The sequence below is a fragment of the Stenotrophomonas sp. 71799_Sma genome (assembly GCF_056482505.1).
Window position 1 is genome coordinate 1947607 of sequence record NZ_CM151202.1, and the last position, 24312, is coordinate 1971918.

At 66.0% G+C, this 24312-nt stretch carries 21 protein-coding genes; 14 read left to right on the forward strand and 7 right to left on the reverse strand.

The genetic code is table 11. The features are described 5' to 3' along the window. The first annotated feature begins 12 nt into the window (after window positions 1-12). Both ACZK4Z_RS09065 and ACZK4Z_RS09070 read left to right on the forward strand, forming a co-directional pair. Entirely contained in the window at window positions 13-744 is a 732-nt protein-coding gene (locus tag ACZK4Z_RS09065; RefSeq protein ID WP_329893210.1) for a hypothetical protein, read from the forward strand. Between the two features lie 85 nt (window positions 745-829). Beyond that, entirely contained in the window at window positions 830-1309 is a 480-nt protein-coding gene (locus ACZK4Z_RS09070) for a hypothetical protein (RefSeq protein ID WP_346484697.1), read from the forward strand. Window positions 1310-1321: 12 nt separating this feature from the next. On the opposite strand, the gene ACZK4Z_RS09075 is transcribed toward ACZK4Z_RS09070, so the two are convergent. Then, window positions 1322-2740, reverse strand: coding sequence for a M1 aminopeptidase family protein (locus ACZK4Z_RS09075; protein WP_478451391.1), 1419 nt, complete (start codon window positions 2738-2740; stop codon window positions 1322-1324). A gap of 152 nt (window positions 2741-2892) precedes the next feature. Between ACZK4Z_RS09075 and ACZK4Z_RS09080 the strand changes: the two genes are divergently transcribed. After that, complete coding sequence (locus ACZK4Z_RS09080) at window positions 2893-3675, forward strand: 3-hydroxybutyrate dehydrogenase (RefSeq protein WP_478451543.1); 783 nt, start codon at window positions 2893-2895, stop codon at window positions 3673-3675. A 72-nt stretch (window positions 3676-3747) separates the two neighbouring features. Here the strand turns inward: ACZK4Z_RS09080 and ACZK4Z_RS09085 are convergent, their stop codons facing one another. From ACZK4Z_RS09085 to ACZK4Z_RS09095, 3 genes are read right to left on the reverse strand one after another with little or no spacing between them, the layout of a single operon-like run. Beyond that, on the reverse strand, window positions 3748-4206 hold the full coding sequence (locus tag ACZK4Z_RS09085) for an SRPBCC family protein (RefSeq protein WP_032129304.1): 459 nt from the start codon (window positions 4204-4206) through the stop codon (window positions 3748-3750). A 2-nt stretch (window positions 4207-4208) separates the two neighbouring features. Beyond that, window positions 4209-4541, reverse strand: a complete 333-nt coding sequence (locus tag ACZK4Z_RS09090) for an ArsR/SmtB family transcription factor (RefSeq protein ID WP_005409330.1) — start codon at window positions 4539-4541, stop codon at window positions 4209-4211. 10 nt (window positions 4542-4551) lie between these two features. Further along, window positions 4552-5007, reverse strand: coding sequence for an SRPBCC family protein (locus ACZK4Z_RS09095; RefSeq protein ID WP_478451393.1), 456 nt, complete (start codon window positions 5005-5007; stop codon window positions 4552-4554). 166 nt (window positions 5008-5173) lie between these two features. Between ACZK4Z_RS09095 and ACZK4Z_RS09100 the strand changes: the two genes are divergently transcribed. Together ACZK4Z_RS09100 and ACZK4Z_RS09105 are read left to right on the forward strand one after the other, a co-directional pair. Further along, window positions 5174-5698: an N-acetyltransferase family protein gene (locus ACZK4Z_RS09100; RefSeq protein ID WP_478451395.1), complete on the forward strand. Its 525-nt coding sequence runs from the start codon at window positions 5174-5176 to the stop codon at window positions 5696-5698. 141 nt (window positions 5699-5839) lie between these two features. Further along, window positions 5840-7609: an oleate hydratase gene (locus tag ACZK4Z_RS09105; protein ID WP_478451396.1), complete on the forward strand. Its 1770-nt coding sequence runs from the start codon at window positions 5840-5842 to the stop codon at window positions 7607-7609. 43 nt (window positions 7610-7652) lie between these two features. On the opposite strand, the gene ACZK4Z_RS09110 is transcribed toward ACZK4Z_RS09105, so the two are convergent. Together ACZK4Z_RS09110 and ACZK4Z_RS09115 are read right to left on the reverse strand one after the other, a co-directional pair. After that, window positions 7653-8897: a hypothetical protein gene (locus ACZK4Z_RS09110; protein ID WP_478451398.1), complete on the reverse strand. Its 1245-nt coding sequence runs from the start codon at window positions 8895-8897 to the stop codon at window positions 7653-7655. A 123-nt stretch (window positions 8898-9020) separates the two neighbouring features. Beyond that, complete coding sequence (locus ACZK4Z_RS09115; protein WP_478451400.1) at window positions 9021-10022, reverse strand: helix-turn-helix domain-containing protein; 1002 nt, start codon at window positions 10020-10022, stop codon at window positions 9021-9023. Window positions 10023-10334: 312 nt separating this feature from the next. Between ACZK4Z_RS09115 and ACZK4Z_RS09120 the strand changes: the two genes are divergently transcribed. The 9 genes from ACZK4Z_RS09120 to ACZK4Z_RS09160 all read left to right on the forward strand — a co-directional run bounded on the left by ACZK4Z_RS09120 (window position 10335) and on the right by ACZK4Z_RS09160 (window position 20997). Continuing rightward, complete coding sequence (locus ACZK4Z_RS09120) at window positions 10335-12911, forward strand: TonB-dependent receptor plug domain-containing protein (protein WP_478451401.1); 2577 nt, start codon at window positions 10335-10337, stop codon at window positions 12909-12911. A 118-nt stretch (window positions 12912-13029) separates the two neighbouring features. Next, window positions 13030-13617, forward strand: a complete 588-nt coding sequence (gene msuE / locus ACZK4Z_RS09125; RefSeq protein ID WP_478451402.1) for an FMN reductase — start codon at window positions 13030-13032, stop codon at window positions 13615-13617. Window positions 13618-13759: 142 nt separating this feature from the next. After that, window positions 13760-14137: a DUF3088 family protein gene (locus ACZK4Z_RS09130; RefSeq protein ID WP_219626372.1), complete on the forward strand. Its 378-nt coding sequence runs from the start codon at window positions 13760-13762 to the stop codon at window positions 14135-14137. A gap of 14 nt (window positions 14138-14151) precedes the next feature. Beyond that, window positions 14152-15129, forward strand: a complete 978-nt coding sequence (locus tag ACZK4Z_RS09135) for an MsnO8 family LLM class oxidoreductase (RefSeq protein WP_478451403.1) — start codon at window positions 14152-14154, stop codon at window positions 15127-15129. A gap of 18 nt (window positions 15130-15147) precedes the next feature. Continuing rightward, window positions 15148-16491: an LLM class flavin-dependent oxidoreductase gene (locus ACZK4Z_RS09140; protein ID WP_329810478.1), complete on the forward strand. Its 1344-nt coding sequence runs from the start codon at window positions 15148-15150 to the stop codon at window positions 16489-16491. Window positions 16492-16495: 4 nt separating this feature from the next. Then, complete coding sequence (locus ACZK4Z_RS09145; protein ID WP_346484686.1) at window positions 16496-17716, forward strand: M20 aminoacylase family protein; 1221 nt, start codon at window positions 16496-16498, stop codon at window positions 17714-17716. Further along, a complete protein-coding gene (locus tag ACZK4Z_RS09150) occupies window positions 17713-18264 on the forward strand; it encodes a GNAT family N-acetyltransferase (RefSeq protein WP_125892936.1) in 552 nt (183 codons plus the stop codon). Before ACZK4Z_RS09145 ends, ACZK4Z_RS09150 begins: the two co-directional genes overlap by 4 nt. Further along, on the forward strand, window positions 18261-20006 hold the full coding sequence (locus ACZK4Z_RS09155; RefSeq protein WP_478451404.1) for an amino acid ABC transporter permease/ATP-binding protein: 1746 nt from the start codon (window positions 18261-18263) through the stop codon (window positions 20004-20006). The genes ACZK4Z_RS09150 and ACZK4Z_RS09155 overlap by 4 nt, the downstream gene beginning before the upstream one ends. A 16-nt stretch (window positions 20007-20022) precedes the next feature. Next, window positions 20023-20997, forward strand: a complete 975-nt coding sequence (locus ACZK4Z_RS09160) for an ABC transporter substrate-binding protein (RefSeq protein ID WP_478451405.1) — start codon at window positions 20023-20025, stop codon at window positions 20995-20997. A 175-nt stretch (window positions 20998-21172) separates the two neighbouring features. On the opposite strand, the gene ACZK4Z_RS09165 is transcribed toward ACZK4Z_RS09160, so the two are convergent. Beyond that, on the reverse strand, window positions 21173-24292 hold the full coding sequence (locus tag ACZK4Z_RS09165; protein WP_478451406.1) for a galactose-binding domain-containing protein: 3120 nt from the start codon (window positions 24290-24292) through the stop codon (window positions 21173-21175). Window positions 24293-24312 lie beyond the last annotated feature (20 nt).

Sequence of the window (24312 nt, forward strand, 5' to 3'; positions counted from 1 at the left end):
CTCGAACACGACATGCGAACGTCTCTTTTCATTCTCTCCGCCCTGTGCCTTGGCTTGCTGTCCGGCTGTGCCAGTGGCCCGGAGGAGCACGCCTCAAGCCGCGAGATCACCGGTGCGTTCGTGGCCGACGATGGCCAGCTGTACCTGCTGCCGCGCTTTGAAGAGCCGATGCGTTTCAATGCCGCGCCGTTCCGCGAGTACCGGGCGCTGATGGACAGCCCACTGCGCGAGGCGGTGGCCTGCGCGCAGATGTACTTCCATGAGGACTGGCGCGACCCGGCCAACAAGGCCAAGGTGCACGGCAGCTATGCGCTGCTGCTGCGGCCGGAGCAGGTGACGCCGGAACAGGCCGCGCAGTTCAAGCTGGAGCGGATTGAGGTGCTCCCGCGCGAGGCGAAGTATGTGGATGAGCGTGCGCGCTACTACCTGCCGCAGGACCGAAGCCGTTATGCGCTGGCGTTTGATCGGGCCTGCAATCTTTCAAAGAAGGGCGGCAGCTACTACAGCGCGCTGTTCGAGGGCGACGGCGAGCGGGTGAAGTTGCCGGACGCTGCTGCGTTGGCGGAGAAGGGAAAGCTGGCGCAGCCGATCAGTGCGCGGGCGCAGCGGATCCTGCCGGAGAGGGAGGACAAGCCGGGTGTGGGGACGGCGGCCGGCAAGGTGCTGGGCGCGGCGTTGATTCCTGTGGCGGTTCCGGTGTTTGTGTTGAGCCTGCCGTTCCTGGGGCCGGATCATTGGAAGTGATGGGGCGTTGAAGCCAGAGCATCCACGCGTGGCGTGGATCTAGTCGGGCCTTGCAAGTGCCTGAACGTTCATCCTGGAGATCTGTGTGCCCAGCACGCTGGAAACTGTTTTGAAGACCGTAGGCTTTGTTGTCCTTGTGGCACTTCCGTTGGTGATCCTTTGGTTCATCCTTCGGCAAATGCCAGCGAGAGCCCGTTCGGCGTTGGGATCAGGGTTGCGTCTGAATCCTCCGCGCCGGATCTCCGGCACGTCCATGACCTTGGTGATGGTGGATGGGAAAGAGGATCGGGAGCACTACTTCTTTGATACAGAATACTTCTACCTGCGGCGGGGGCCGGTTCCCACGGCAGTTCCGCTTTCGCAGATCACCTCAGTCACTCGAACGTCCGACGTCATCTATGCGCGCTATTTCTGGCAGGTATGCTTCAGCAGAGCATCGGGTAGAAAGTGCGTGATGTTCACCAACAACCTTTCGCTGTTCAACCGCGACTTTCTGCTCTTTCTGGAGGCGGTGCGGAAGGCTAATCCGCTCGCGACCGTTGAGCGAGCGAGTCTGTTCTTCTGAGTGCTGGATGATTCAGATGTGCGGGCGTTGAGGGAGTGAATCCACGCGTGGCGTGGATCTACAGCTTGGCCTGCCGCCAGCCACACAGCTTGCCCGCCAATGCTCCCAGGCTTTGGCATCAATGCCAGCCTTCATCGCGATGCCCTGCAGCTCCGCCCAATTCTTCGGCGAAGGCGAGGCCAGCAGCCCGCGCATGAAGGCCTGCATCTTCGCTTCGCCCACTTGCTTCTCCAACGAGAGCAGCAGCAAGGGCGCATAGACGTAGCGATACATCTCGCCCAGATCCGAGTTGCCGTCGATGGCATCGAACGCCGGCAGCGGCTTCTCCTGCTTATCGATGGCCGATTGCAGTCGCGCAATGTAGCGATCCGCCGCGGCATCGCCACTGATCTCGCGCAGCGCCTTGATCGACAGGAATTCCGCGCTGGATTCCAGCAGCACCCAGAAGTAGGGGCCCTGCGGGCGGTTCAGTGTGCCGAAGTAGTAATGGCCCATTTCGTGCGCGATGTACTGCACGCGCCGCTCGGCCTTCTCGCCACCGGCCAGCAATGAATCGGCCACGTTGCCGATGCTGCCGCTCATGGCGATGGTCGGCCAGGTGGCAAAGCCCCATTCGCTGCCCTCGCGGTCGCGCTCGATCTGGTTGAGCGTGACCATGCGCAGGAAGGTGGGGCGGTCGGCCAGCGGCACGCCCATATAGCGGCTGTGCACGTCGGCTATCTTCTGCACGGTGCCGGAAAGAGCATCGACCTTGGCCGCGGGCAGCGTCTCGTTGAGGATCGTGACCTGCGCGGTGCGGGTGATCGGGCCGCTGCCGCCGAACAGCAGGATCGGTCGTGCGTTGTCGCTGCGGAAGCGGCCCTGCGCGCCTTCGATGGCCTGGCTGCCGTTGAGATACAGGAACCGGCAGCCGGCGCAATCCACCTGCAGGTCGTAGCGGCTTTCGCTGCTGCGCACGCGGGCCCTGGGATCGAACGCCTGCGGTAGCCATGCGGACTGTTCGGTGAAGCGGGCGCTGTCGCCGTTGAAGGCCATCAGGCCCTTGAAGTCGGTCGGGGCATCGTGCCGGGCGTAGACCGGGAAGGCGCCCACGTACTGCACGCAGAGCGTGGCGGGTGGCTTTGCCACGGTGTACACGCGTGCTTCGCCATCCACGCCGGGGGCATACCAGCCTTCGAAGTCCATCGGAGCGCCATCGCCATCGGTGACCCGGGCGACATTCAGGCCGGCGTTGAGCACGAATGAGCCCATCGATTCGGCAGGGCGGTTGGATACGCAGACGTTGCCTTCCACGCGGCCGGTCGCTATATCCAACCGCACGCTGCCGGTGGTGAGCGGTGTGGCGTCTTGAGCAGGCGGCGCGGCCTGGCTGATGGCAGGGACGAGCAGTGCGGCAACAACGGCGGGCAGCAGGGCCTTGCAGGGGTTCATCGGGCCATCCATGGGTGGATTGGGGTGAATATAGGGGGGATGTGGATCTTTGCCGAGGGGCAGCATCCACGCATGGCGTGGATCTACTGATCCAAGCGTGCGGTGGATCCAGAGGGCTACACTGCCTACCTACGCCCCTTGGAAGCTCACCCATGTTCTCTGGAAAGGTTGCGGTGGTTACCGGCTCCACCAGCGGTATTGGTCTTGGCATCGCTACGGCGCTGGCGCGGCAAGGCGCCGATATCGTGCTGAATGGCTTTGGCGATGCGGCGGAGATCGAACGCATCCGTACCAACCTGGAAACCGAGTTCGGTGTTCGCGTGGCGCATGACGGTGCCGACCTGTCCCGTGGCGAGGCGGTGCGCGGAATGATCGCCCACGCCGTTGCGACGATGGGGCGCATCGACATCCTGGTGAATAACGCAGGCATCCAGCACACCGCGTCGATCGAGGAATTCCCCATAGAGAAGTGGGATGCGATCATCGCGCTGAATTTGTCGGCGGTGTTCCATGCAACGGCGGCAGCCTTGCCCCATATGAAGCAGCAGGGCGCCGGCCGCATCATCAACATCGCATCCGTGCACGGGCTGGTGGGCTCGGTGAACAAGTCGGCCTACGTGGCGGCCAAGCACGGCGTGGTGGGGTTCACCAAGGTGACAGCGCTGGAGAACGCGGGCACCGGCATCACCGCCAATGCGATCTGCCCGGGGTGGGTGCGGACGGCGCTGGTCGAGCAGCAGATCACCGCGTTGGCCGAGCACGAAGGCACGGATCAGGAGACCGCTGCGCGTGCGCTGCTGGCTGAAAAACAGCCGTCGTTGCAGTTCGTGACGCCCGAGCAGCTGGGCGAGGTGGTGGTGTTCCTGGCTTCGGACGCGGCGGCGCAGATCACCGGCACGGCGTTGCCGGTGGATGGGGGTTGGACGGCCCGCTAGCGGACCGGCATCGGCCGCGTTGCCGACGCCGCAGCGGCCAAGGCGCCTGCGGCGTCGTCCCGGCGCAGCCGTTTACTGCGGCTTGGCAAACACATCCAATCCCTTGCCGGTCTCCAACAGCGACTTCAGGCTCGACAGCACGATCGGCCAGCCCTGGCGGATGCCGGTATCCATGCCACTGCCCGGTTCCAGTTCGTCATGGGTGACGGTCAGCCGCACCATGTCCTGGTAGGGCACGATGTCGAAGGTGACGCGGCTGTAGGCATCCGGGTTTTCGGCCTGCGAGGCGGCGGCCCAGGTGATGACCAGCCGCGAGGGTGGGGTGCTTTCCACCACTTCGCCGACCAGTTCAACCGAGCGCGTTTCGTTCGCACGTACATGCTGCCAGCGCGAGCCGGGCTTCCAGTCCGAGACGTTCTCGTGGCCCCAGTAGCGGCTGGCGATCTCGGGGCGGGTGATGGCCTCGAACACCTTCTGCGGGGTGGATGCGATGTAGATCACGTGGATGAAGCGGGTGGACTCTGCGGACATCGTCATTCTCCTTCCAGTTCTCGTTTCAGGTCATGCAGCAGGCTCAGGCGCTGCTGCTCGAACTTGCGTACCCAGCGTTCGTACACCTCGTGCAGCGGCACCGGGTTGATGAAGTGCAGCTTCTCGCGGCCGCGGCGCACGGTGCTGATCAGGTTGGCGTCTTCCAGCAGGCCCAGGTGCTGGGTGACCGATTGCCGGGCCATGTCCAGGTGCTCGCACAGCTGGCCGAGCGTCTGCCCGTTGTCTTCGCAGAGCAGGTCCAGCAGCGTCCGGCGCGTGGGATCGGCCAGTGCCTTGAAGACCTTGTCTGCGTCGCGCACGTTGTCTACCGCCATGGGGATGTCTTCAGTTCCAGTTGTCGATCCTGACGTCGTGTGGATTGGGCTGGCCCTTGCCGGTTTCCAGCAGGGCCTTCAGGCTCATCAGGAACACCGCCCACTTGGTGCTGCAGTGGGAGGTGAACTCGACGCGCTCTTTCCAGCCCTCGTGGGTGAACAGGACGATGCAATAGTCGCCCTCCTGCTTCAGCACGAAGCGCGCGTGGGTGCCGATCCATTCGGCGGGACCGGCGAGGAACCGCCAGAGCACGAGCTCGCCTGGAATGAGCTGTTCCAGCTTCATTTCCATGACGCCGATCTCCTCGCCGTTGTTCGTGAAGCGCGCCTTGACCGTGCCGCCGACCTCGCGGTCGCCCTGGGTGTCTTCGGCCCACCAGGCGGCGACGCCTTCGGGCGTGGCCAGGGCCTGGTACACCTGGCTTGCGGGGGCCTTGATGCCGACCCTGTGTGCGATATCCACCATTGCGGGTTCCTCGCGATGGGCCGGCAGGCGCCGCCCTTGATTGGACTATATGCAGGTAAATGCCTGCATGTCAAATCCGGTGGACGGTGGACTGGATCAATACACTGGGCACCTGCCAGGCATGGCCTGGCACTACTGGATCTACGGAACGTCAGGGAGTGCATGCATGACTGAAGCTGGAAAGGACATCTTGAACATCCGCCGCGCCAGCGAGGCGGATACTCCTGCAGTGCTGGCGCTGTTCGATGAGGTGATCGAGTGGTTCGTATCGATCGGCAATCTGCAGCAATGGGGCAGCGAGCCGTGGTCGACGATGCCGCGCCGGATCACCCAGGTGACCGATGCGTGCGCGCTGCCGGGTGCATGGGTTGCGCAGAACGAGCTGGGTGAGGTGCGCGCGTTCCTGGCGCTGGGCGAGTCGATGCCCTATGTGCCTGCGCCCACCGGCCCGGAACTGTATGTGCGGGTACTGGTGGCATCGCGTGACGTGCGCGTGCGTGGCATCGGCCGCCGCCTGATGGCCTTTGCGGATGAGCAGGCGCGCGCTGCCGGGCTCGACCATCTGCGCGTGGACTGCTACGGCGGTGGCAACGGTGATCTGGTGCGCTTCTATGAGTCCTGCGGGTATACGCGCATCGCGCCGTTCAATGTGGACGGCTGGCCGGGGATATTGCTGCGGCGACAGCTCTGACGCGGCTGCGTCATTCCGTCGCAGCACGCATGCAGGAAACGGTACATCGGTTCGGCGCTAGAGTAGGGGCATGACCTGCATCGGATGGCTGTGTCATTCCGCTGCGGGTTCCTGATGACCCCCTCCAGGAAGGAGCAACGCATGTACTACAGCAGTGGCAACTACGAAGCCTTTGCGCGCCCGCGCAAGCCCGCGGGTGTCGATGACAAGCGCGCATGGTTCGTCGGTTCGGGCCTGGCCTCGCTGGCCGGCGCCGCGTTCCTGGTGCGCGACGGCCGCATGGCCGGTGAGCGCATCACCATTCTCGAGCAGCAGCAGATTGCCGGCGGCGCGCTGGATGGCCTGAAGGTGCCGGAGAAGGGCTTCGTGATCCGCGGCGGCCGCGAGATGGAAGACCATTTCGAGTGCCTGTGGGACCTGTTCCGCTCGATTCCGTCGCTGGAGATTGAAGATGCCAGTGTGCTGGACGAGTTCTACTGGTTGAACAAGGATGATCCGAACTATTCGCTGCAGCGGGCCACGATAAATCGCGGCGAAGATGCACACACCGACGGCCTGTTCACCCTGACCGAGCAGGCGCAGAAGGACATCATCGCGCTGTTCCTGGCCACCCGGCAGGAGATGGAGAACAAGCGCATCGACGAGGTGCTGGGCCGTGATTTCCTGGACAGCAACTTCTGGCTGTACTGGCGCACCATGTTCGCGTTCGAGGAGTGGCATTCGGCGCTGGAGATGAAGCTGTACCTGCATCGCTTCATTCACCACATTGGCGGGCTTCCGGATTTCTCGGCGCTGAAGTTCACCAAGTACAACCAGTACGAATCGCTGGTGCTGCCGCTGGTGAAGTGGCTGCAGGACCATGGCGTGGTGTTCCAGTACGGCACCGAGGTGACCGACGTCGACTTCGATCTGCAGCCGGGCCGCAAGCAGGCCACGCGCATCCACTGGATGCGTGATGGTGTAGCCGGTGGCGTGGGTCTGGGCGCGGACGATCTTCTGTTCATGACCATCGGCTCGCTGACTGAGAACTCGGACAATGGCGACCACCACACTGCGGCACGCCTGAATGAAGGCCCGGCGCCGGCCTGGGACCTGTGGCGGCGCATTGCCGCGAAGGATGCAGCGTTCGGGCGCCCGGACGTGTTCGGCGCGCACATTCCGGAAACCAAGTGGGAATCGGCGACGGTGACCACGCTGGATGCGCGCATTCCGGCCTACATCCAGAAGATCGCCAAGCGCGATCCCTTCAGCGGCAAGGTGGTGACCGGCGGCATCGTCAGCGTGCGCGACTCGCGCTGGCTGATGAGCTGGACCGTGAACCGCCAGCCGCATTTCAAGAACCAGCCCAAGGACCAGATCGTGGTCTGGGTGTATTCGCTGTTCGTGGATACGCCCGGAGACTACGTGAAGAAGCCAATGCAGGACTGCACCGGCGAAGAGGTCACCCGCGAGTGGCTGTACCACCTGGGCGTGCCGGTGGAGGAGATCGACGAATTGGCCGCGACCGGCGCGAAGACGGTGCCGGTGATGATGCCGTACATCACCGCGTTCTTCATGCCGCGCCAGGCCGGTGATCGGCCGGACGTGGTGCCGGAGGGTGCGGTGAACTTCGCCTTCATCGGACAGTTCGCCGAATCGAAGCAGCGCGACTGTATCTTCACCACCGAGTATTCGGTGCGCACACCGATGGAAGCGGTGTACACACTGCTTGGGATCGAGCGCGGTGTGCCCGAGGTGTTCAATTCCACCTATGACGTGCGCTCGCTGCTGGCCGCCACCGGTCGCCTGCGCGATGGCAAGGAGCTGGATATTCCCGGGCCTGCGTTCCTGCGCAACCTGCTGATGAACAAGCTGGACAAGACCCAGATCGGTGGCCTCCTGCGCGAGTTCAAGCTGGTGCAGGAAGACTGAGCGCGCGTCAGCGTAGAGGGGAGCGTGCCGGCAACGCCGCGGATCAGTCGGCCAGCACAGTACCCGCTCCTTCGCCATAGGTTGCCCTGGCGCTGCCACACACCGCGTAGGTGGCAGCGCTGGCTGGCAGGCCAGTGGCCTTGATGCCGCGCCGCGAATCGCCGTCAAACAGTTCGGCGTAGCGTTCGGCGGCCAGCGCGTCATCGGGCAGCATGTACAGCAGGACGCGCTGCAATGTGGATTGCCCCTGCAGTGGCTGCGGCTGCCGGAACGCGGGCACCTGCACGCGCGCGCTGTGCCACCGCGTCGGCACGTCTGCAGTCTGCCAGCGCACCTGCAGGGGCAGGTTGAGCGGCAACAGCGCGGGGCTGACCGGGTAGCCGTAGGCTGTGCAATCCCGGGGCGCTTCCGGGATGTTCGCGATGGCCCCGTCGCCGATGTCCAGTGTGAGGCCATTGATTTCCATCCGCAGGATGGGCGCACTGCCGTAGTTGTGGATCTTGAACAGCGTCAGGCCTTCGAAGCGGCTGCGCTCCAGATCATCGGTGGTGAAGCCACTGAGGCGTGCGAGCGCGGGCGCGACCTCTACGTGATCGCTGTAGTGGTAGTAGATATGCACGAGCTCGGGTGTACCCGCACGTCGCCAGGCCGCGTTGAATGGCGCAAGGTCAGGGTACGGCCGACGGACCAGCGGCACATCGGTGACGGCGCGATCTCCAGACGGTGTGGCGTAGCGGTAGTGGTCGACGGAGGGCTTCAGGCGCGCTTGTTCATACGGGAAGGCCCTGTCTGCATCGGACTGCGGGTTGGGGTAGCGGTGGAAGGCCAGGAAGCGCTGGGGCGTTTCGCCCTGCATGGGCAGGTCCGGGCCAGCGCCAGAACCGGTGGATGCATACGGCGAGGTGTCCAGCCAAAGGGGTTGCCCGCTGAGGTTGACGTGCAGCTCGGCGATGGACGCACGTGAGCCGCCGGCCAGGCTGTCCACACTGCCTTGCAGGAAGTGCCACAGTGGAATGATGAGCATGGCGGCGGCGGTTGGCACCAACATCAGCACGTGTATGCGGCCCGGCACCTGCCCGCGCTGTCGCACCATGTAGCGCAGCCACACCAGCAGCAGGACCAGCAGCAGCGGGAGGCCGACCCAGATCGCGATGGTGGCCAGCGCCACGACGCCCCAACCCAGGTTGGGGCTGGCCACGGCAATCAACGAGAGCGTGGCGATCAGTGCCGCCAACAGCAGCGATACGCCGATTCCAACGCGGTAGGTCCTGTAGGGACTGTCGGTCATCACCGGTCCGTCGGCAGTGCGGGGCATGCCCCTATAGTGCAGTGGTGGTGATGGCGTGGAAAGTCGTCGACGAAGAGGGCGGGGGGCCTTGCCTGCCGGCCAGGGGCCGGCATTACCCGGGGCTCAGCAGCCGACCAGGCGGTCCGCACTGATGCCGTTGCGATGCTGGCTGCGGTACTCGGTGGGGCTGGCATCGACCTGGCCACGGAAGTGCCGACGGAACGACTCCTGCGAACCAAAGCCGGCCTGTTCGGCAATCCACTGCAGTGGCCGGTCGGTGGTTTCCAGCAGCTCACGGGCGAGGGCTACGCGCTCGCGGATCAGCCAATCGATGGGCGACAGACCGGTGGCTTCCAGGAACTGCCGTTGCAGGGTGCGCTGGCTGAGTGCGGCCTGCTCGGCGAGGCTGCCTAGCGAATGTGGCTCGCGCAGGTTACGGCGCATCCACTCCATCAGCTTCGCCAACCGCGTGGGCTCGCCGTTGGGGATGGCCCGGCTGACGCGCTGGCTGCGCCCGGCATCACGCCAAGGTGCCAACACCAATCGCTCGGCCACCAGATTAGCCACGCGCGCGCCGTAATCCTTGCGCACCATGTGCAGCATCATGTCCATGCCGGTGGCCGAGCCGGCCGAGGTGATGATGCTGCCGGTGTCCACGTACAGCACATCGTCGCGCACGTCGATGCGTGGGAAGTCGCGTGCCAGCGCTTCGGTGAGGCGCCAGTGAGTGGTGGCCTCGCGGCCATCGAGCAGCCCGGCCCAGGCCAGCACGAACGCACCGGAGCAGATCGACGCGATGCGTGCGCCGCGTGCATGGGCGCGGATCAGTGCATCGAGCAGGCCCTGCGGCGGACGTTCGCTGGGTTCGCGCCAACCGGGGATGACGATGATGTCGGCGTCATCGACGCTGCTGAGATCGTAGGGCAGCTGCACCTGGGTGCTGCCGAGCATGCGCAGCGCTCCGGGTTCGCCCGCGCACAGCTGGGTGCGGTACCAGGCCACGCCCAGCTCTGGGCGTATCGGTGCGAACAGGCCTACAGCACAGCCGAACTCGAACAGCCCCTGGCCGTGGCAGGCGACGATGGCGACGAGTGGCGCAGTAGGATCGGCGGGTGGGCTGGGCATGGCTTGATGCTACGGGTGGCGGTGCGTGGCGCAGAGCGGTGCGCGGGCATGAGGTGATGCCTGCGGAGCATGTAGAGCCGAGCCATGCTCGGCTGTTCTTTGTGGCTCAATTGAATGGGCTTCGTCTGGCATTGAGCCGAGCATGGCTCGGCTCTACAGAGAGCAGTGCGCCGGTGCAGGCCGCCTAACGTCATTACCAGCAGTCATGTGGGTGGCCGGATGTTACGGCTGGGTGACGCGATCCCGCCTGTCGCGGTGGGTGAACAGGCCCTTGAATGGAAGCGTGTTTCCGGCCCACCCCCACGAGCCCCCATGCCTGCCGCCCACAATCCTGTCCTGAGCACTCTTGCCGTCCTGATCGCGGCCGCCCTCGCTGCATCGCCCCGCCATGCGGCGGAAGCCGATGCAGACCCTGCCACCACTGCAGCCACTGCCAATGTGGCAGCCTCCACGCTGGATGCGGTGGTGGTCACCGGCTCTCGCACCAGCACGCGCACGGTGAAGAACAGCTCCACGCCCATCGATGTGATTTCCGCTGAAGACCTCGCCGCCACCGGTCAGGGCAATCTGCTGGAAGCCCTGCAGCGCAGCCTGCCGTCGCTGAGCCAGATCGGCGGTTACCAGAGCGACCAGGAGAGCCTGATCCGCGGCTACCAGCTGCGCAACCTGTCGCCGGGCTACACGCTGGTACTGGTCAACGGCAAGCGCCGCAATGCCAGCGCCTATGTAAGCGGGGCCAATGGTGGCGGCTTCCCCGGACATGCGTGGGCGGACCTGGCGTTGATTCCGGTCTCGGCCATCGACCATGTGGAAGTGCTGCGTGATGGTGCCTCCGCCATCTACGGCTCGGACGCGATCACCGGCGTAGTCAACGTGATCCTGAAGTCGCAGGCGCACGGTGGTGATGTGTCGGTGGAGAGCGGGCAGAGCACCGATGGTGATGGTTCGCGAACCAGCGTGCGCGCCAACGTCGGCCTGCCGTGGGGCGAGGATGGCTTCGTCAATTTGTCCGGTGAGACCACCCGCCAGCACCATGCAATCCGCACCCGGCGCTACATCGACGGCTACCTGAGCTATCCGGCCGTGGATGGCAACGGCAATCTGGTGGCGCTGCGGCCGAACAATCGACTGCCTGCAGGTGCCACGCCGAACCCGGCCGAGGCCAGCCGCAATGCCGAAGCCAATACCATCCTCAGCTCGCCGTCGTATGCGTTGAAGGCCTTCGCGGTGAACGTGGGCCATGGCCTGGGCGAGAGCGCGCAGTTCTACGCCAATGCTACGGCCAGCGATCGCACTGCACAGGCGATCCAGAATTTCCGTCTGCCGGCGACCATCTTCACCACTTACAGGGCTCCCGGCGTTCTGAGCGTGTTTCCTGACGGCTTCCTGCCGGTGCTGGAAACCAAGGAGAAGCAGTACACCGGTACGGCCGGGGTAAAAGGCCAGATCGCGGGTTGGGACTATGATGCCAGCCTGACCGGCAACCGCAGCACCGTGCGCACCTATACGCGTAACTCGGTGAACTACTCGCTGCCGTATCCCGGTTCACCCACTGATTTCTATGACGGCAAGCTGGACTACCAGCAGGGCATCGCCAACCTGGACCTGCGCCGTGGCTTCGAGGTGGCGGCATTTGCTTCGCCGCTGGAGGTGAGCGCGGGCGCCGAGTATCAGCACGAACAGTACGAGCGTGGAGCAGGGCAGTGGGAGTCGTATACCGGCTTCGGCGCTGCAGCCTTCGTCGGCTATTCCACTGCGGACGCGGTGAAAGCCACCCGTAACAGCAAGGCGGTGTACGTGGGTGCGGCCACCAACATCACCTCGCGCTGGTACCTGGATGCGGCCGCGCGCTGGGAAGACCATTCCGACTTCGGCAGTGTCTCCACCGGCCGCCTGACCACGCGCTTCGACTTCACCGACGCGCTGGGTGTGCGTGCCACGGTCAGCAATGGCTTCCATGCGCCCAGTCTGGGCGCGCAGTACTACCAGGCCACCGGCAGTTGCCCGTGCGGGACCACGCTGGTGGCGCAGGTGTCTTCGCCCGCGGCGATTGCGTTGGGTGCCACACCGCTGAAGCCAGAAAAGGCCACCAACTACAGCCTGGGCGTGACCTGGGACCCGAGCCCGGCGTTCCATCTGGCGTTGGATGCCTATCAGATCGACATCCGCGGCCAGCTCGGCCAGTCCAGCCAGATCGGCTACAACGCGCAGGATCCGGCGCGCGTCACCGACAACAGCGGCACGGTGCTGAGTGCGGCGCAGAAGAACACCATCGATGCACTGCTGGGTTCGGCCGGCATCAGCATCCTGCCGGGTGATGCGTTCTACGCCAGCTACTTCACCAACGTGGGTAATACCCGTACACGGGGTGTGGAGTTGACCCTGGAGGCGAACCAGGAAACCGCGTGGGGCAAGCTGCGCTGGAGCTACGCGGCCAACGTCGGCCGTACCACGATCCAGAAGGTCAGCGACATTCCGGCGGCGCTGCAGGGCCTGCCGAACATCAACCTGCTGACCAGATCCAGCGAGTATGCGCTGCGCTTCCGCACGCCCAGCTATACGCAGGTGGCGGGGCTGGGCTGGCAGAACGGGCGCTGGCGCTCGAATCTGGACTTCACCTACTACGGCCCGATCAAGCGCCTGAACAACGGCGTGGAGTACAGGCAGCCGCCGGTGCTGGTGACCAACCTGTCCGGTGGCGTGGAGCTGGGCGCGGGCTGGAGTGCGGCGCTGGGCATCAACAACGTGTTCGACAAGCGCACCCGCAAGGTGCCGGAGTACGCGCGCAGTGCCACCGATGTGGCGAGCATCGAGACCACGTGGGACAGCGGCGATGTGCTGAGCAATGTGGGTGCGTATTGGTTTGGCCGGGTCAGTTACCGGTTCTGAGGTGGGAAGCAGTCGAGCATGGCTCGACTCTACAAAAGCGAAGGGCAGCCGAGCATGGCTCGACTCTACAAAAGCGAAAGGCAGCCGAGCATGGCTCGGCTCCATACGGGAGCAGTTCATGTCTTCTGCATTGAGGGTGGTTGCATTGGTGGGGTCACCGACCAGCTCGGCGACGTCGCGCACGTTGTTGCTGGTGCGGCATCTGCTGGCGTCGCTGCAGCAGCGGGTGCACGCCAGCGTGGACCTGGTGGAGCTGGCGCCGATCGCGCGTTCGCTGGGCCAGTCGCTGTCGCGCGGCGAGGCGGAGCCGGCGGTGGAACGGGCACTGCAGACCATCGAAGCGGCGGAGCTGCTGGTGGTGGCCGCGCCGGTGTATCGCGGCTCGTATCCCGGCTTGTTCAAGCACCTGGTCGACTTCATCGAGCTGGAGGCGCTGGTGGATACGCCGGTGCTGCTGGCAGCCACCGGCGGCAGCGAGCGACATGCGTTGGTGATCGATCACCAGCTGCGGCCGTTGTTCAGTTTCCTGCAGGCGCACACGCTGCCGATCGGGGTGTATGCCACACCGGCCGACTTCGAGGGCGAGCACATCAGCAGTGCGGCCTTGCAGGCACGCATCGAACTGGCGACCGAGCGTGCGGCCGGGCACTTGGCCACGCAGGCGCAGGCGCTGACGGTAGCGGCGCCGCTGCGACGTATCGCCTGACGCCATAACCGGCAGCGCTTTGCTTATGGCTACGCCGCATCTGCGTGGCCGGATCTGACCGCCGATTGTCGCCAGCCGTCGCTGCTGCGGCTGCTGGCATCTCTAGCATCGATATCGAAGCGGCATCGCATTGCCGGCCCCGATGAGGACGACCCCTGTGACTTTCGACGCAGCAAGCAAACCCATCCTGTTCCTGCTCGACCGTGAGTTCGAGGACGGCCAGATTCCCGGCCAGCGCTTCTTCTGTCGGCACAGCCTGCTGCTGGAGGGCGCGCTGTCGAGCATCGATGGCCTGGACGCGCAGCTGGATGTACGCCGCATCGGCTTCGCGCGGCCGCGCCGCGAGGTGATCGCCGAGATCGGTGAGCAGGACCAGTCACTACCCAAGCTGGTGTTGCCGCAGGGCGTGCGCAGCGAACTGGCCAGTGGCGCGCACCAGGACCGCCAGTACATCTCCGGTGCAGAGCCGATCCTGGCCGCGTTGAACGGCTTGCTCGGCATTCCCGTGGCCCACCCCTGAGCGAGGACGTGACCATGAGCTATCAGATCAGCGTGCTGGACAAGAGCCCGGTGGCCGAAGGTGCCTCGCCGGAGCAGGCGCTGCGCAACAGCCTGCAGCTGGCGCAGCGCGCCGAGCAGCTGGGCTACCACCGCTACTGGTTTGCCGAGCACCACGCTACGCCGACGCTGGCCAGCCCTGCACCGGAAGTGCTGGCTGCGTGGGTGCTGGCGCAGACCCGGCGCATCCGCATCGGCAGTGGCGGGGTGATGCTGCGCCACTACGCGCCGTACAAGGTGGCGGAGAACTTCAACCTGCTGTCGGCGCTGGCGCCGGGGCGTGTCGATCTGGGCGTGGGCAAGGCCCCCGGTGGCCTGCCGGCCTCGACCGCGGCGCTGGCAGCCGGGCGTCCGGCGTTCGCCGACTTCGACCAGCAACTGCGTGACCTGGAAGGCTATCTGTCCGGGGCCGACACCGAGGCACAGGCTCGGCCGGTTCCGCAGCAGGCACCGGAGCGCTTCCTGCTCGGGGCCAGCCCGCAGAGCGCGCAGCAGGCGGCCGAACTGGGCTGGCGCTTCGTCTACGCCGCGCACTTCGATGGTGACCCGAAGCATATCGAGGCCGCGTTCGATGCCTACCGCAACGTTTCAAAGCAGCCGCCGCTGCTGGCCACGGTGGCCTTCGCCGCACCAACTGCCGAAGCCGCAGCGCGTCATATCGGCGCGCTGCGCGTCTACAAGCTGCACCTCGGCCCCGGCCAGACGGTGAATCTGCCCAGTCCCGAGGCGGCTGCCGAGTACGCGCGCCAGGTGGGCGTGGCTGACTTCCGCATCGAGGAAACTCGCCCCAGCGTGTTGTCCGGTGATGCGCAGCACGTGCGTGACGAACTGGATGCGCTGCACCGGCGCTTCGGCGTGGGCGAGTTCATCCTCGATGCGCCGGTGGCCGACCTTGATGCACGCCTGACATCCCTTGAACTGCTGTCGCCCGCGCCGCGCGCGGCGGTGGCCTGACCTGCAGGAGCGATTCCCATGAGCACGACCCCGCGCCACATTCCGTTCGGCATCATGCTGCAGGGTCCTGGCAGCCACATGCATGCCTGGAAGCATCCCTCCAATCCGGCCGATGCCAGCGTCAACCTGCAGTTCTACATCGACATCGCGCGTACCGCCGAGGAAAACGGCATCGCCTTCGGCTTCGTAGCCGACGGCCTGTACATCAACGAGAAGTCGATCCCGCACTTCCTCAATCGCTTCGAGCCGATCTCGCTGCTGTCGGCGCTGGCCACGGCGACGAAGAAGATCGGCCTGGCGGGCACGCTGTCGACCTCCTACAGCGACCCGTTTACCGTGGCCCGGCAGTTCGCTTCGCTGGACCTGCTCAGCGGCGGTCGTGCGGGGTGGAACGTGGTGACGTCGCCGCTGGAGGGTTCGGGGCGCAACTACGGTCGCCCGCACCCGGAGCACGCGCTGCGCTACCAGATCGCCGACGAGTACCTGGACGTAGTGCAAGGGCTGTGGGATTCCTGGGACGACGATGCCTTCGTGCGTGAGCGCGACAGCGGCACGTTCTTCGCGCCGGACAAGTTCCGCCGCCTCGACCACAAGGGCCGCTTTTTCCAGGTGGAAGGGCCGCTCAACATCCAGCGTTCGCCACAGGGGCAGCCGGTGATCTTCCAGGCCGGGTCGTCCGACGATGGCATCGCGCTGGCCGGGAAGTACGCCGATGCGGTGTTCACCCATTCGCCATCGCTGGAGGAGACCCGCGCGTTCACCCAGAAGGTGAAGAACTCGGCGATCGCCCACGGCCGCAGCGGCAATGACGTGAAGATCTTCCCGGGCATCGGCCCCATCGTCGGTCGCACCGCGGAGGAGGCTGAAGCCAAGTACCAGGCGATCGCCGCACTGGCCACGTTGGAGGATGCGCTGGCGTACCTGGGGCGCTTCTTCGACCACCATGATTTCAGCCAGTACGATCCGGACGCGCCGTTCCCGGAGCTGGGTGACATCGGCAGCAATTCGTTCCGTTCCACCACCGACCGCATCAAGCAGGATGCACGTGAGAAGGGCCTGAGCCTGCGCCAGGTGGCACTGGAAGCGGTGAGCCCGCGACCTAATTTCATCGGCACGCCGGAGCATGTGGCCGACGAGTTGATCCGCTGGTTCGATGCCGGTGCCAGCGACGGTTTCATCCTCGGTTTCGCGGCACAGCGCGAAGGCCTGGACGATTTCGTGACCCAGGTGCTGCCGATCCTGCAGGCGCGCGGCTACCACCAGCGCGAGCTGGAAGGGCAGACGCTGCGAGCGCATCTGGGCCTGCCGTACAAGGCCAGCCGCCATGCGACCGATGCCGAGCCGGCGCGGAAGGCAGGGTAAGGCGATGAGCGGAGAAAGCGCGGCAGCACCGGGCCATGCCCGGCGGAATTCCCCAACGACTGGCGTGCTGCCGGAAATCGCGGCACGCGCCGAGGCGGCCATCGCGATCCGCCATGACCTGCATCGGCACCCGGAGCTGGCCTTCGAGGAACACCGCACCAGCGCACGCGTGGCTGAGCTGCTGCAGCAGTGGGGCTATGAGGTCACCACCGGCCTCGGCGGTACCGGCGTGGTCGGTACGCTGCAGCGCGGGCAGGGCAGCCGTCGCCTTGGGCTGCGTGCCGACATCGATGCACTGCCGATCCATGAGGACTCCGGCCTGGCCTACGCCAGCCAGAACGAGGGGCTGATGCATGCCTGCGGCCACGATGGGCATACCGCCATCCTGCTGTCCGCGGCGCACTACCTGGCCCATCACGGCCGCATCGACGGCACCCTGCAGCTGGTGTTCCAGCCGGCCGAGGAAACCGGTTCGGGGGCCTCGAAGATGATTGCCGACGGCCTGTTCGAACGCTTCCCGGTGGATGCGATCTATGGCCTGCACAACTGGCCGGGTGTGCCGGTGGGCCACTTCGGCTTCGTCGACGGTCCGGCGATGGCATCGGTGGACTGGGCGCGGCTGAAAGTGATCGGCAAGGGCGGTCACGGTGCCGAGCCTCAGGGTAGCGTCGACCCGATCCTGGCGGCAGCGCATATCGTCACGGCGCTGCAAAGCGTTGTCTCGCGCAATGTGGATCCACGGCAGATGGGCGTGGTCACCGTCGGTTCGATCCACGGCGGGCAGGCCGCCAATGTGATCCCGGACGTAGTGGAGCTGAAGCTGACCGTGCGCGCCTACCTGCCCGAGGTACGTGACACCCTGCGGCGCCGTGTTACCGAGGTCGCCGAGCGGACCGCCGCCGCGTTCGGCGCGCGCGCGGAGATCGAGTTCCCGCGTGGCTTCCCGAGCGTGATCAACCATCCGCAGCAGACCGCCTACATCCGTGAGGTGGCCGTGCAGGGCTTCGGCAGCGAACACGTGGTGCCCGAATTCGCGCCGCGCACTGCCAGTGAGGATTTCGCGTTCCTGCTGCAGGCGCGGCCGGGCAGTTTCGTGTTCGTCGGCAACGGCGACAGCGCGCCGCTGCACAGCCCGCGCTATGTATTCAACGACGCCGCCATCGCGCCCGCTGCCAGCCTGTGGGCGCGGCTGGCTGAAGACTATCTGGTGAAGGACGTGGCATGAGCAGCAACGAACGCTTCCTCTACACCTCGGTGGATGATCCGCTGGCGCGGCCGCTGTTTGATGGTCTGGAACAGGAGTACGACAGCCGCTATGCCGACGTGCGCCGACGCATCGGTGGCAGCGCCCGCGAGGAGCTGCAGCGCTACCCGGCGCAGGCCTTTGCGGCCCCGGTCGGTGCCTTCGTGCTGCTGCTGCGCGACGGGGTGGCGATTTCCGGCGGCGCGTTCATGCCGCACCGTGATCCGGACACCGCCGAGTTCAAGCGCATCTGGACGCTGCCCGGCCTGCGCCGCCAGGGCATCGCGCGGCGCGTGCTGCAGGAGCTGGAAGACCAGGCGGCGCGGCAAGGGTACCGGCGGGTGTTCCTGACGACCGGCTTCCGCCAGCCTGAGGCTGTTGGCCTGTACCTCAGCCATGGCTACACCGCGCTGTTCGACCTGGAGGCCGACCCGGAAACGGTTGCGCATCTGCCGTTCGAAAAGCACCTGCGGGCAGCGACGCCTGTCGTTGCGCCTGCGCAGACCCAGCTGCAAGGAGCCCACGCGTGAGCACGCCTTCGACCGCGCTGGATGGCATTGCAACCCGGCCGGCGCCAGCACCGGCGCTGAAGATCGTGCCGGCCCGGCATCCGCTGCAGGTCTTCGGCACGGTGCTGGCACTGGCGCTGATCCTGATCGGGCTGCAATCAGTGCTGGGCAATCCGCGCTGGGGCTGGGGCACCTTCGCCGAGTGGTTCTTCGCACGCCCGGTGCTGGAAGGCCTGGGCCGTACGCTGCTGTTGACCGCACTCGGTACCGGTCTAGGCTTCGCGCTGGGCACCTTGCTTGCGCTGGCCCGGGTGTCCGGTTCACCGCTGCTGTCGGCGGTGTCGTGGGGCTATGTCTGGTTGTTCCGTTCGATCCCACTGCTGGTGCTGTTGTTGCTGTTGAACAACCTGGGCTACCTGTACACCACCATCGAGCTGGGCGTGCCGTTCACCGGTATCAGCCTGTTCTCGTACCCGACCACGCAGCTGATTGGTGTGTTCACCGCGGCGGTGCTGGGCCTGACCCTGAACCAGGCGGCGTTCTCGGCGGAGGTGATCCGTGGCGGCATCCTGTCTGTGGACCATGGGCAGTATGAGGCGGCCGCCGCGCTTGGCCTGCCGCGTGGCCGCCAGGTGCGCCGCATCATCCTGCCGCAGGCGATGCGCTCGATCCTGCCGGCCGCGTTCAACGATGTGATCGGCCTGGCCAAGAGCACTTCGGTGGTCTACGTGCTGGCGCTGCCTGAGCTGTTCTACACGGTGCAGGTGATCTACCGCCGCAACCTGGAAGTGGTGCCGCTGCTGATGGTGGCCACGGTCTGGTACCTGGTGATCCTCACCGTGCTGTCGTTGCTGCAGCGGCGCGTGGAGCAGCGCTTCGCACGCGGTCAGCTGCAGCGCGAGCGTTCGGTATCGCGTGTCTCGTCACCGACGCGCGCCACAGGTGAGGCTGCACCGCGCGTGGTCAATCGCCCGCGCATCGCCGCGCAGGTTGAAGCGGGCGAGGGGGCATCGGTATCGCTGCACGGTGTGGGCAAAGTGTTCGGCGACCAGCCGGTGCTGGAAGACGTGAACCTGGACCTGCGCGCTGGCAGCGTGACGGTGCTGATCGGCCCGTCCGGCGCCGGCAAGTCCACGTTGCTGCGGCTGATAAACCACCTGGAACGTGCCGACAGCGGTTACGTGACCGTCGGCGGCCAGCTGATCGGCTACCGCCGCGATGGTGACACCCTGTACGAGCTGCCCGAGCGTGAGATCCGCCGCCGTCGTGCGGAGGTGGGCATGGTGTTCCAGGGCTTCAACCTGTTCCCGCACCTGACTGCGCTGGAGAACATCATCGAGGCACCGATCGCAGTGCGTGGCGTGTCGCGCGCGCAGGCCGAGCAGCAGGCGCGCACGCTGCTGGAACGGGTCGGCCTGGCCGATAAGGCCGATGCCGTCCCGCGCCAGCTGTCCGGCGGCCAGCAGCAGCGCATCGCGATTGCTCGTGCGCTGGCCCTGCAACCGAAGGTGCTGCTGTTCGACGAACCGACCTCGGCACTGGACCCGGAGCTGGTGGCCGAAGTGCTCAGCGTGATCGAGGAGCTGGCAAGCTCCGGCACCACGCTGGTGATTGTCACCCACGAACTGAGCTTCGCCCGCCGCGTGGCCGACCACGTGGTGATGATGGACCAGGGGCGGGTGATCGAGCAGGGCTCGCCCGAGGCGCTGTTCGAGCGCCCGCGCCAGCAACGCACCGCCGATTTCCTGGCCAAGACCCTGTAACCCCGGAAGGAAGACCATGAGCCCTGCAGCACCGCGTCGCCCCTCACGCAGCACCCTGTTGATCGTGGGCGTGCTGGTCATCGGCATCGCCGGCATCGTCTATTCGCGCGTGCGTCAGGGACCGGATGCCGGCACCGTGGCCGCAACCAGCCTGGCGGGTGCGAACACCGCCATCCTGAAGGGCACGTTCGATCCGAAGGCGCAGGCATTGATCCCCACGGGGTATCGCTTCGTCACAGCCGGTACGTTCACCGTTGCCACCCATCCGGGGCAGCTGCCGCTGGCCGACTACGGTACCGATAGCAAGGACGTGGTCGGCATCGAGCCGGACATCGCACGGCTGATCGCCGATGGGCTGGGCCTGAAGCTGGTGATCGTGCCGGTGGCGTGGGCCGACTGGCCGCTGGGTCTGGAATCAGGCAAGTACGATGCGGTGCTGTCGAACGTGACGGTGACCGAAGAGCGCAAGAAGAAGTTCGATTTCTCCAGCTACCGTTACGACCTGCTCGGCATCTATACGCGCAGTGATGGCCCGATCCAGAAGATCGAAAAGCCGGCCGACGTGGCCGGGCTGAAGGTGGTGGTCGGCGCCAGCACCAACCAGGACCAGATCCTGCGGCAGTGGGACCAGCAGAACATCGCCGCTGGCTTGAAGCCGGTGGAGTACCAGTACTTCGATGACGCCGTGGTTGGGCGGCTGGCGGTGATCACCGGGCGCGCCGATGTCTCGTTCGAGCCCAACGCCGCTGGTGCCTATTCGGCGCGCGATGGCAAGGTGCGGCGTGTGGGCCTGTTCCCGGGGGGCTGGCCGAACGCCGCAGCGATCTCGGTGACCACACGCAAGGGCAGTGGCCTGGCTGATGCGGTGACGCAGGCGCTGAACACCCAGATCGGCAGCGGCACCTATGCGCAGGCGCTGAAGCGGTGGAATGTGGCCGAGGAGGCCGTGCCGCAGTCGCAGACCAACCCGCCGGGGCTGCCGACGCTCTGACGCCGGGCATGGCCCGGCAGCTACCGCTGCTTTTGTAGAGCCGAGCCATGCTCGGCTGCAGTTCGCGTGGTGTGCGATGCGTTGAGCATGGCTCGACTCTACAAGAGCATCCACGCATGGCGTGGATCTACTCGCAGAGTCTGATTTCTGTAGAGCCGAGCCATGCTCGGCTGCATTACCAGACCGCTTCCAACGTCCGGAACGGTTTCGCCAGGCGCACGCCCTCTGCATCGAAGTCGGAAACGCTGCGTCCATCCACGCGCACAGACTTCGGCGCGGTCCGGTTCGGCCACCACATGCGCACGGCGGTGTCCTTGCGCAGCCCCTCGCCAATCACCACTGTCAGCAGCCCGTCGCGCTGCCGCGCCTGCATCTGCAACGTGCCATACGCGGTCGGCAGACGCTCCACCGCCAATCCATCGCCCGCCACCCACGAAGGCGGTGTGCCCGGCAGCAATGACAACGCGTCATCGTCCTCGCGCATCAACATGCCGAACAGCGTGCGGCCGTATTCGGCGCCGATCCAGGTGTGCGGCATGTCGCCGAGATAGCGCGGAAAACGCAGTCGAGAGTGCACGACCTCGGCCAGAACCTGCCACTCGCGCGGGCGCCGATCATGCAGCAGGCCCTGCAGCAGTTCGTCGGCTGCTTCGGGTTGGCCCAGGTGCACATAGCTCAGCACATTGCGGATTTCGTAGGGCGTATAGGCGTACAGCGCGCCGGGCTGGTTGCGCTTGCGCACATCGTCCAGATAGCGGGCGAAGGTGGTCCGCAATGCATCTGCCGGCAGCACGCTCTGCGCACCGGTGGGGTCCAATGCAATCGAAACGCCGGTGGGATCACCATCGCCCAGATCCGCCGAGGACGGAATGAAGTCGATGCCCTTCCACGCCATCGTCGCCCGGATCGAGGCATGCAGTGCGTCGTACAGCAGCTTGTACTGTTCGCGCGCCCAACGGGCGGTTTCATGGTCGCCAAGTGCCTCTGCCAGCCACGCGCCGTCGTGCCAGCCCTTCAGGCCCCAGTAGTCATCCCAGTAGCTGTGGGTGGGCGACGGATAGCCCTCATGGCTGATCGACGGCGCAAGAATGCCCGCGAAGCGCTCCGGCGCTGGCTGGTCAGCCATGTAACCCGCTACCAGCGTGCGCTCGCGCAGCTGCTGCAGGAAGCGCAGCGCCGCCTTCACTTTCGGCAGGTACGCGCGCACCGACTCCGCACCGCCATCGAGGCGGGCGACATCGGCGACCAGTGCCACATACTGGCCCTGGCTGTCGTACTCGATGTCCGAACCAAAGCCGGTGTTGACGCTGCCATCGTCGTTGAGGATCGGCGAGACCAGTCCGCTGCCGTGCACGCCGTGCTGGCTGTACCACGCCAGGTAGTCGCGCGCGACCTTGGCTTCGCCCATGCGCAGCAGCACCGCCGAGGTGGCCATGCCATCGCGGATGAAGGAGCGGTTGTAGTTGCGCGGGCCGGGCTGCATGGCCGGGCCGGTCTGGTTGATCAGCATGTAGGCAGCCTGCGCGCGCAGCATGTCGACCAGCGAGGGATCGGGCAGGCGCAGGCCGACCTGGCCCAGCCGCGCCTGCCAATCTGCGGACGCCTGCGTGGCCAGCGTCTCGAACGCCGCATTGGCATCACGGGGCAGCGTGGACAGGTCAAGCGCAGGCGCCTCGGGCAGCACGCCATTGGCATCGGCAGCGGCGGTACCGAGTGGGAACGCCACGACCACCGCATCGCTGGCACCGGGCGCGAGGCGGATCCGGTAGCTCAATGCGGCTGCGGCCAGTCCTTGCTCGTCACGTGCCTGCTGCGAGGAAGGCAGTTCGCCGGCAGCGACGTCCGCGGTGATCTCCGTTGCGCCGTCCTTCCCGAACGGCGCCACGCCGGACGCAGCCACTGGCGTGAGCGAATGCAGCAGCGTGCGGCCATTGATGCGCACGGCCTGTCCGTCGATGCGCACGTCCCGGATCGGCGACAGCCCGCCGTTCTGCCACGGCGGATTCATCTGCATCGGACGCACGACCAGACTGAGCGTGCCGTCGATCCGGGTGCTGCCGGTGTTGTGCAGTCGATGGCGGAGGAAGGTCACCGGCTGGCCATCGCGCTCGATGGCGAACACCTCACTGCGCAGCTCCAGCCCAGGCTGCGGCGACCAGGTGGCCGAAGGCATAGGCTTCCAGCCATCGCGCAGGGCGTGCTGTACGGGCTGACCGGCGGCACCTGCAGCACGCCCGTCGGCGCTTCGCCAGATCGGCTGTACCAGCGGCGCACCCTTGAACGCTTCCAGGTTGCCGTATTCGTCGAAGATGGATTTCTGCCGACCCGCGTGCACACCCACGGCGGTCCAGTAGGTCTGCTGCATCTGCAGCGAGGCGGGGAACAAGGCACGTTGCGCACCGCTGGCGGCAATCTGGTAGCGCTTCATCGGCGTCATCACGGCTTTCGGGCCAAGCAGGCGCAGGCGCGCGATCTGCGGGGCAGCGCCGTCCACGGCCAGGCGGAATGCGCGTAGAGGTTGTGCCGTGTCAGCAGCCAGCCAACTCTGCCGATGGCTGGCCGCCTGTGCATCGTGTGCGAGGTCCTGCCATCGGCCCTGTGCGTCCTGCGCCCGCAAGCGGGCGGCGCCGCGCCCGCCATCGGCCCAGTCGACCGCGAGACCGGCCGTGGACTGGGTGCGAGGCAGCATGATCTCGAGCGTATGGGATCCACCTTTTCCGGCTGGAACCGCGACGGTGCCACCGCCTTGCCAGAGCGCCGCCGCCTGCGCTGCATCGACACCGCTGATGCGTGCGCTGAGCGTGCTGTCCAGCGGCTCCATCTCGAAGATCGACACGCCCCAATCGGATGTGCGCTGTGGGCTGGCCAACCGCAGGTAGCGCGCCTGGCGTGGCGCGAAGGACAGCGTTTCCACGTCGCCCAGCGAATCGGCCATGGTGTACGCGGTCTGCCACTGTGTGCCGTCCAGCGAGGTCTGCAGTGAATAGCCCTCTGGATTGGAGACATCCCAGGTGATCCGTGCGCCCGCCAGCATCGTCGGTGCACCCAGATCGATCTGGAACCAGTGGCCCGGACTGAAGGCGCCGCCGGTGACGGTCTTGGGGTCGCCGTCGATCAGGTGGCTGATCGCCATCGCCGGTACCTGCTGCGAGGACGCGCTGGCCTGCCATTGGCTGCGTGGTGGCAATGTCTGTGCCTGCGCGGAGGATGCCAGGACGGCGAGCATCAGAGTGGCGGCAGGTCGCCATGGGGCAGGTGAGCGGAAGACCTTGGAACGTTCGGCGCGCAACGTCATTACGGACAGCCTCGCAGGTT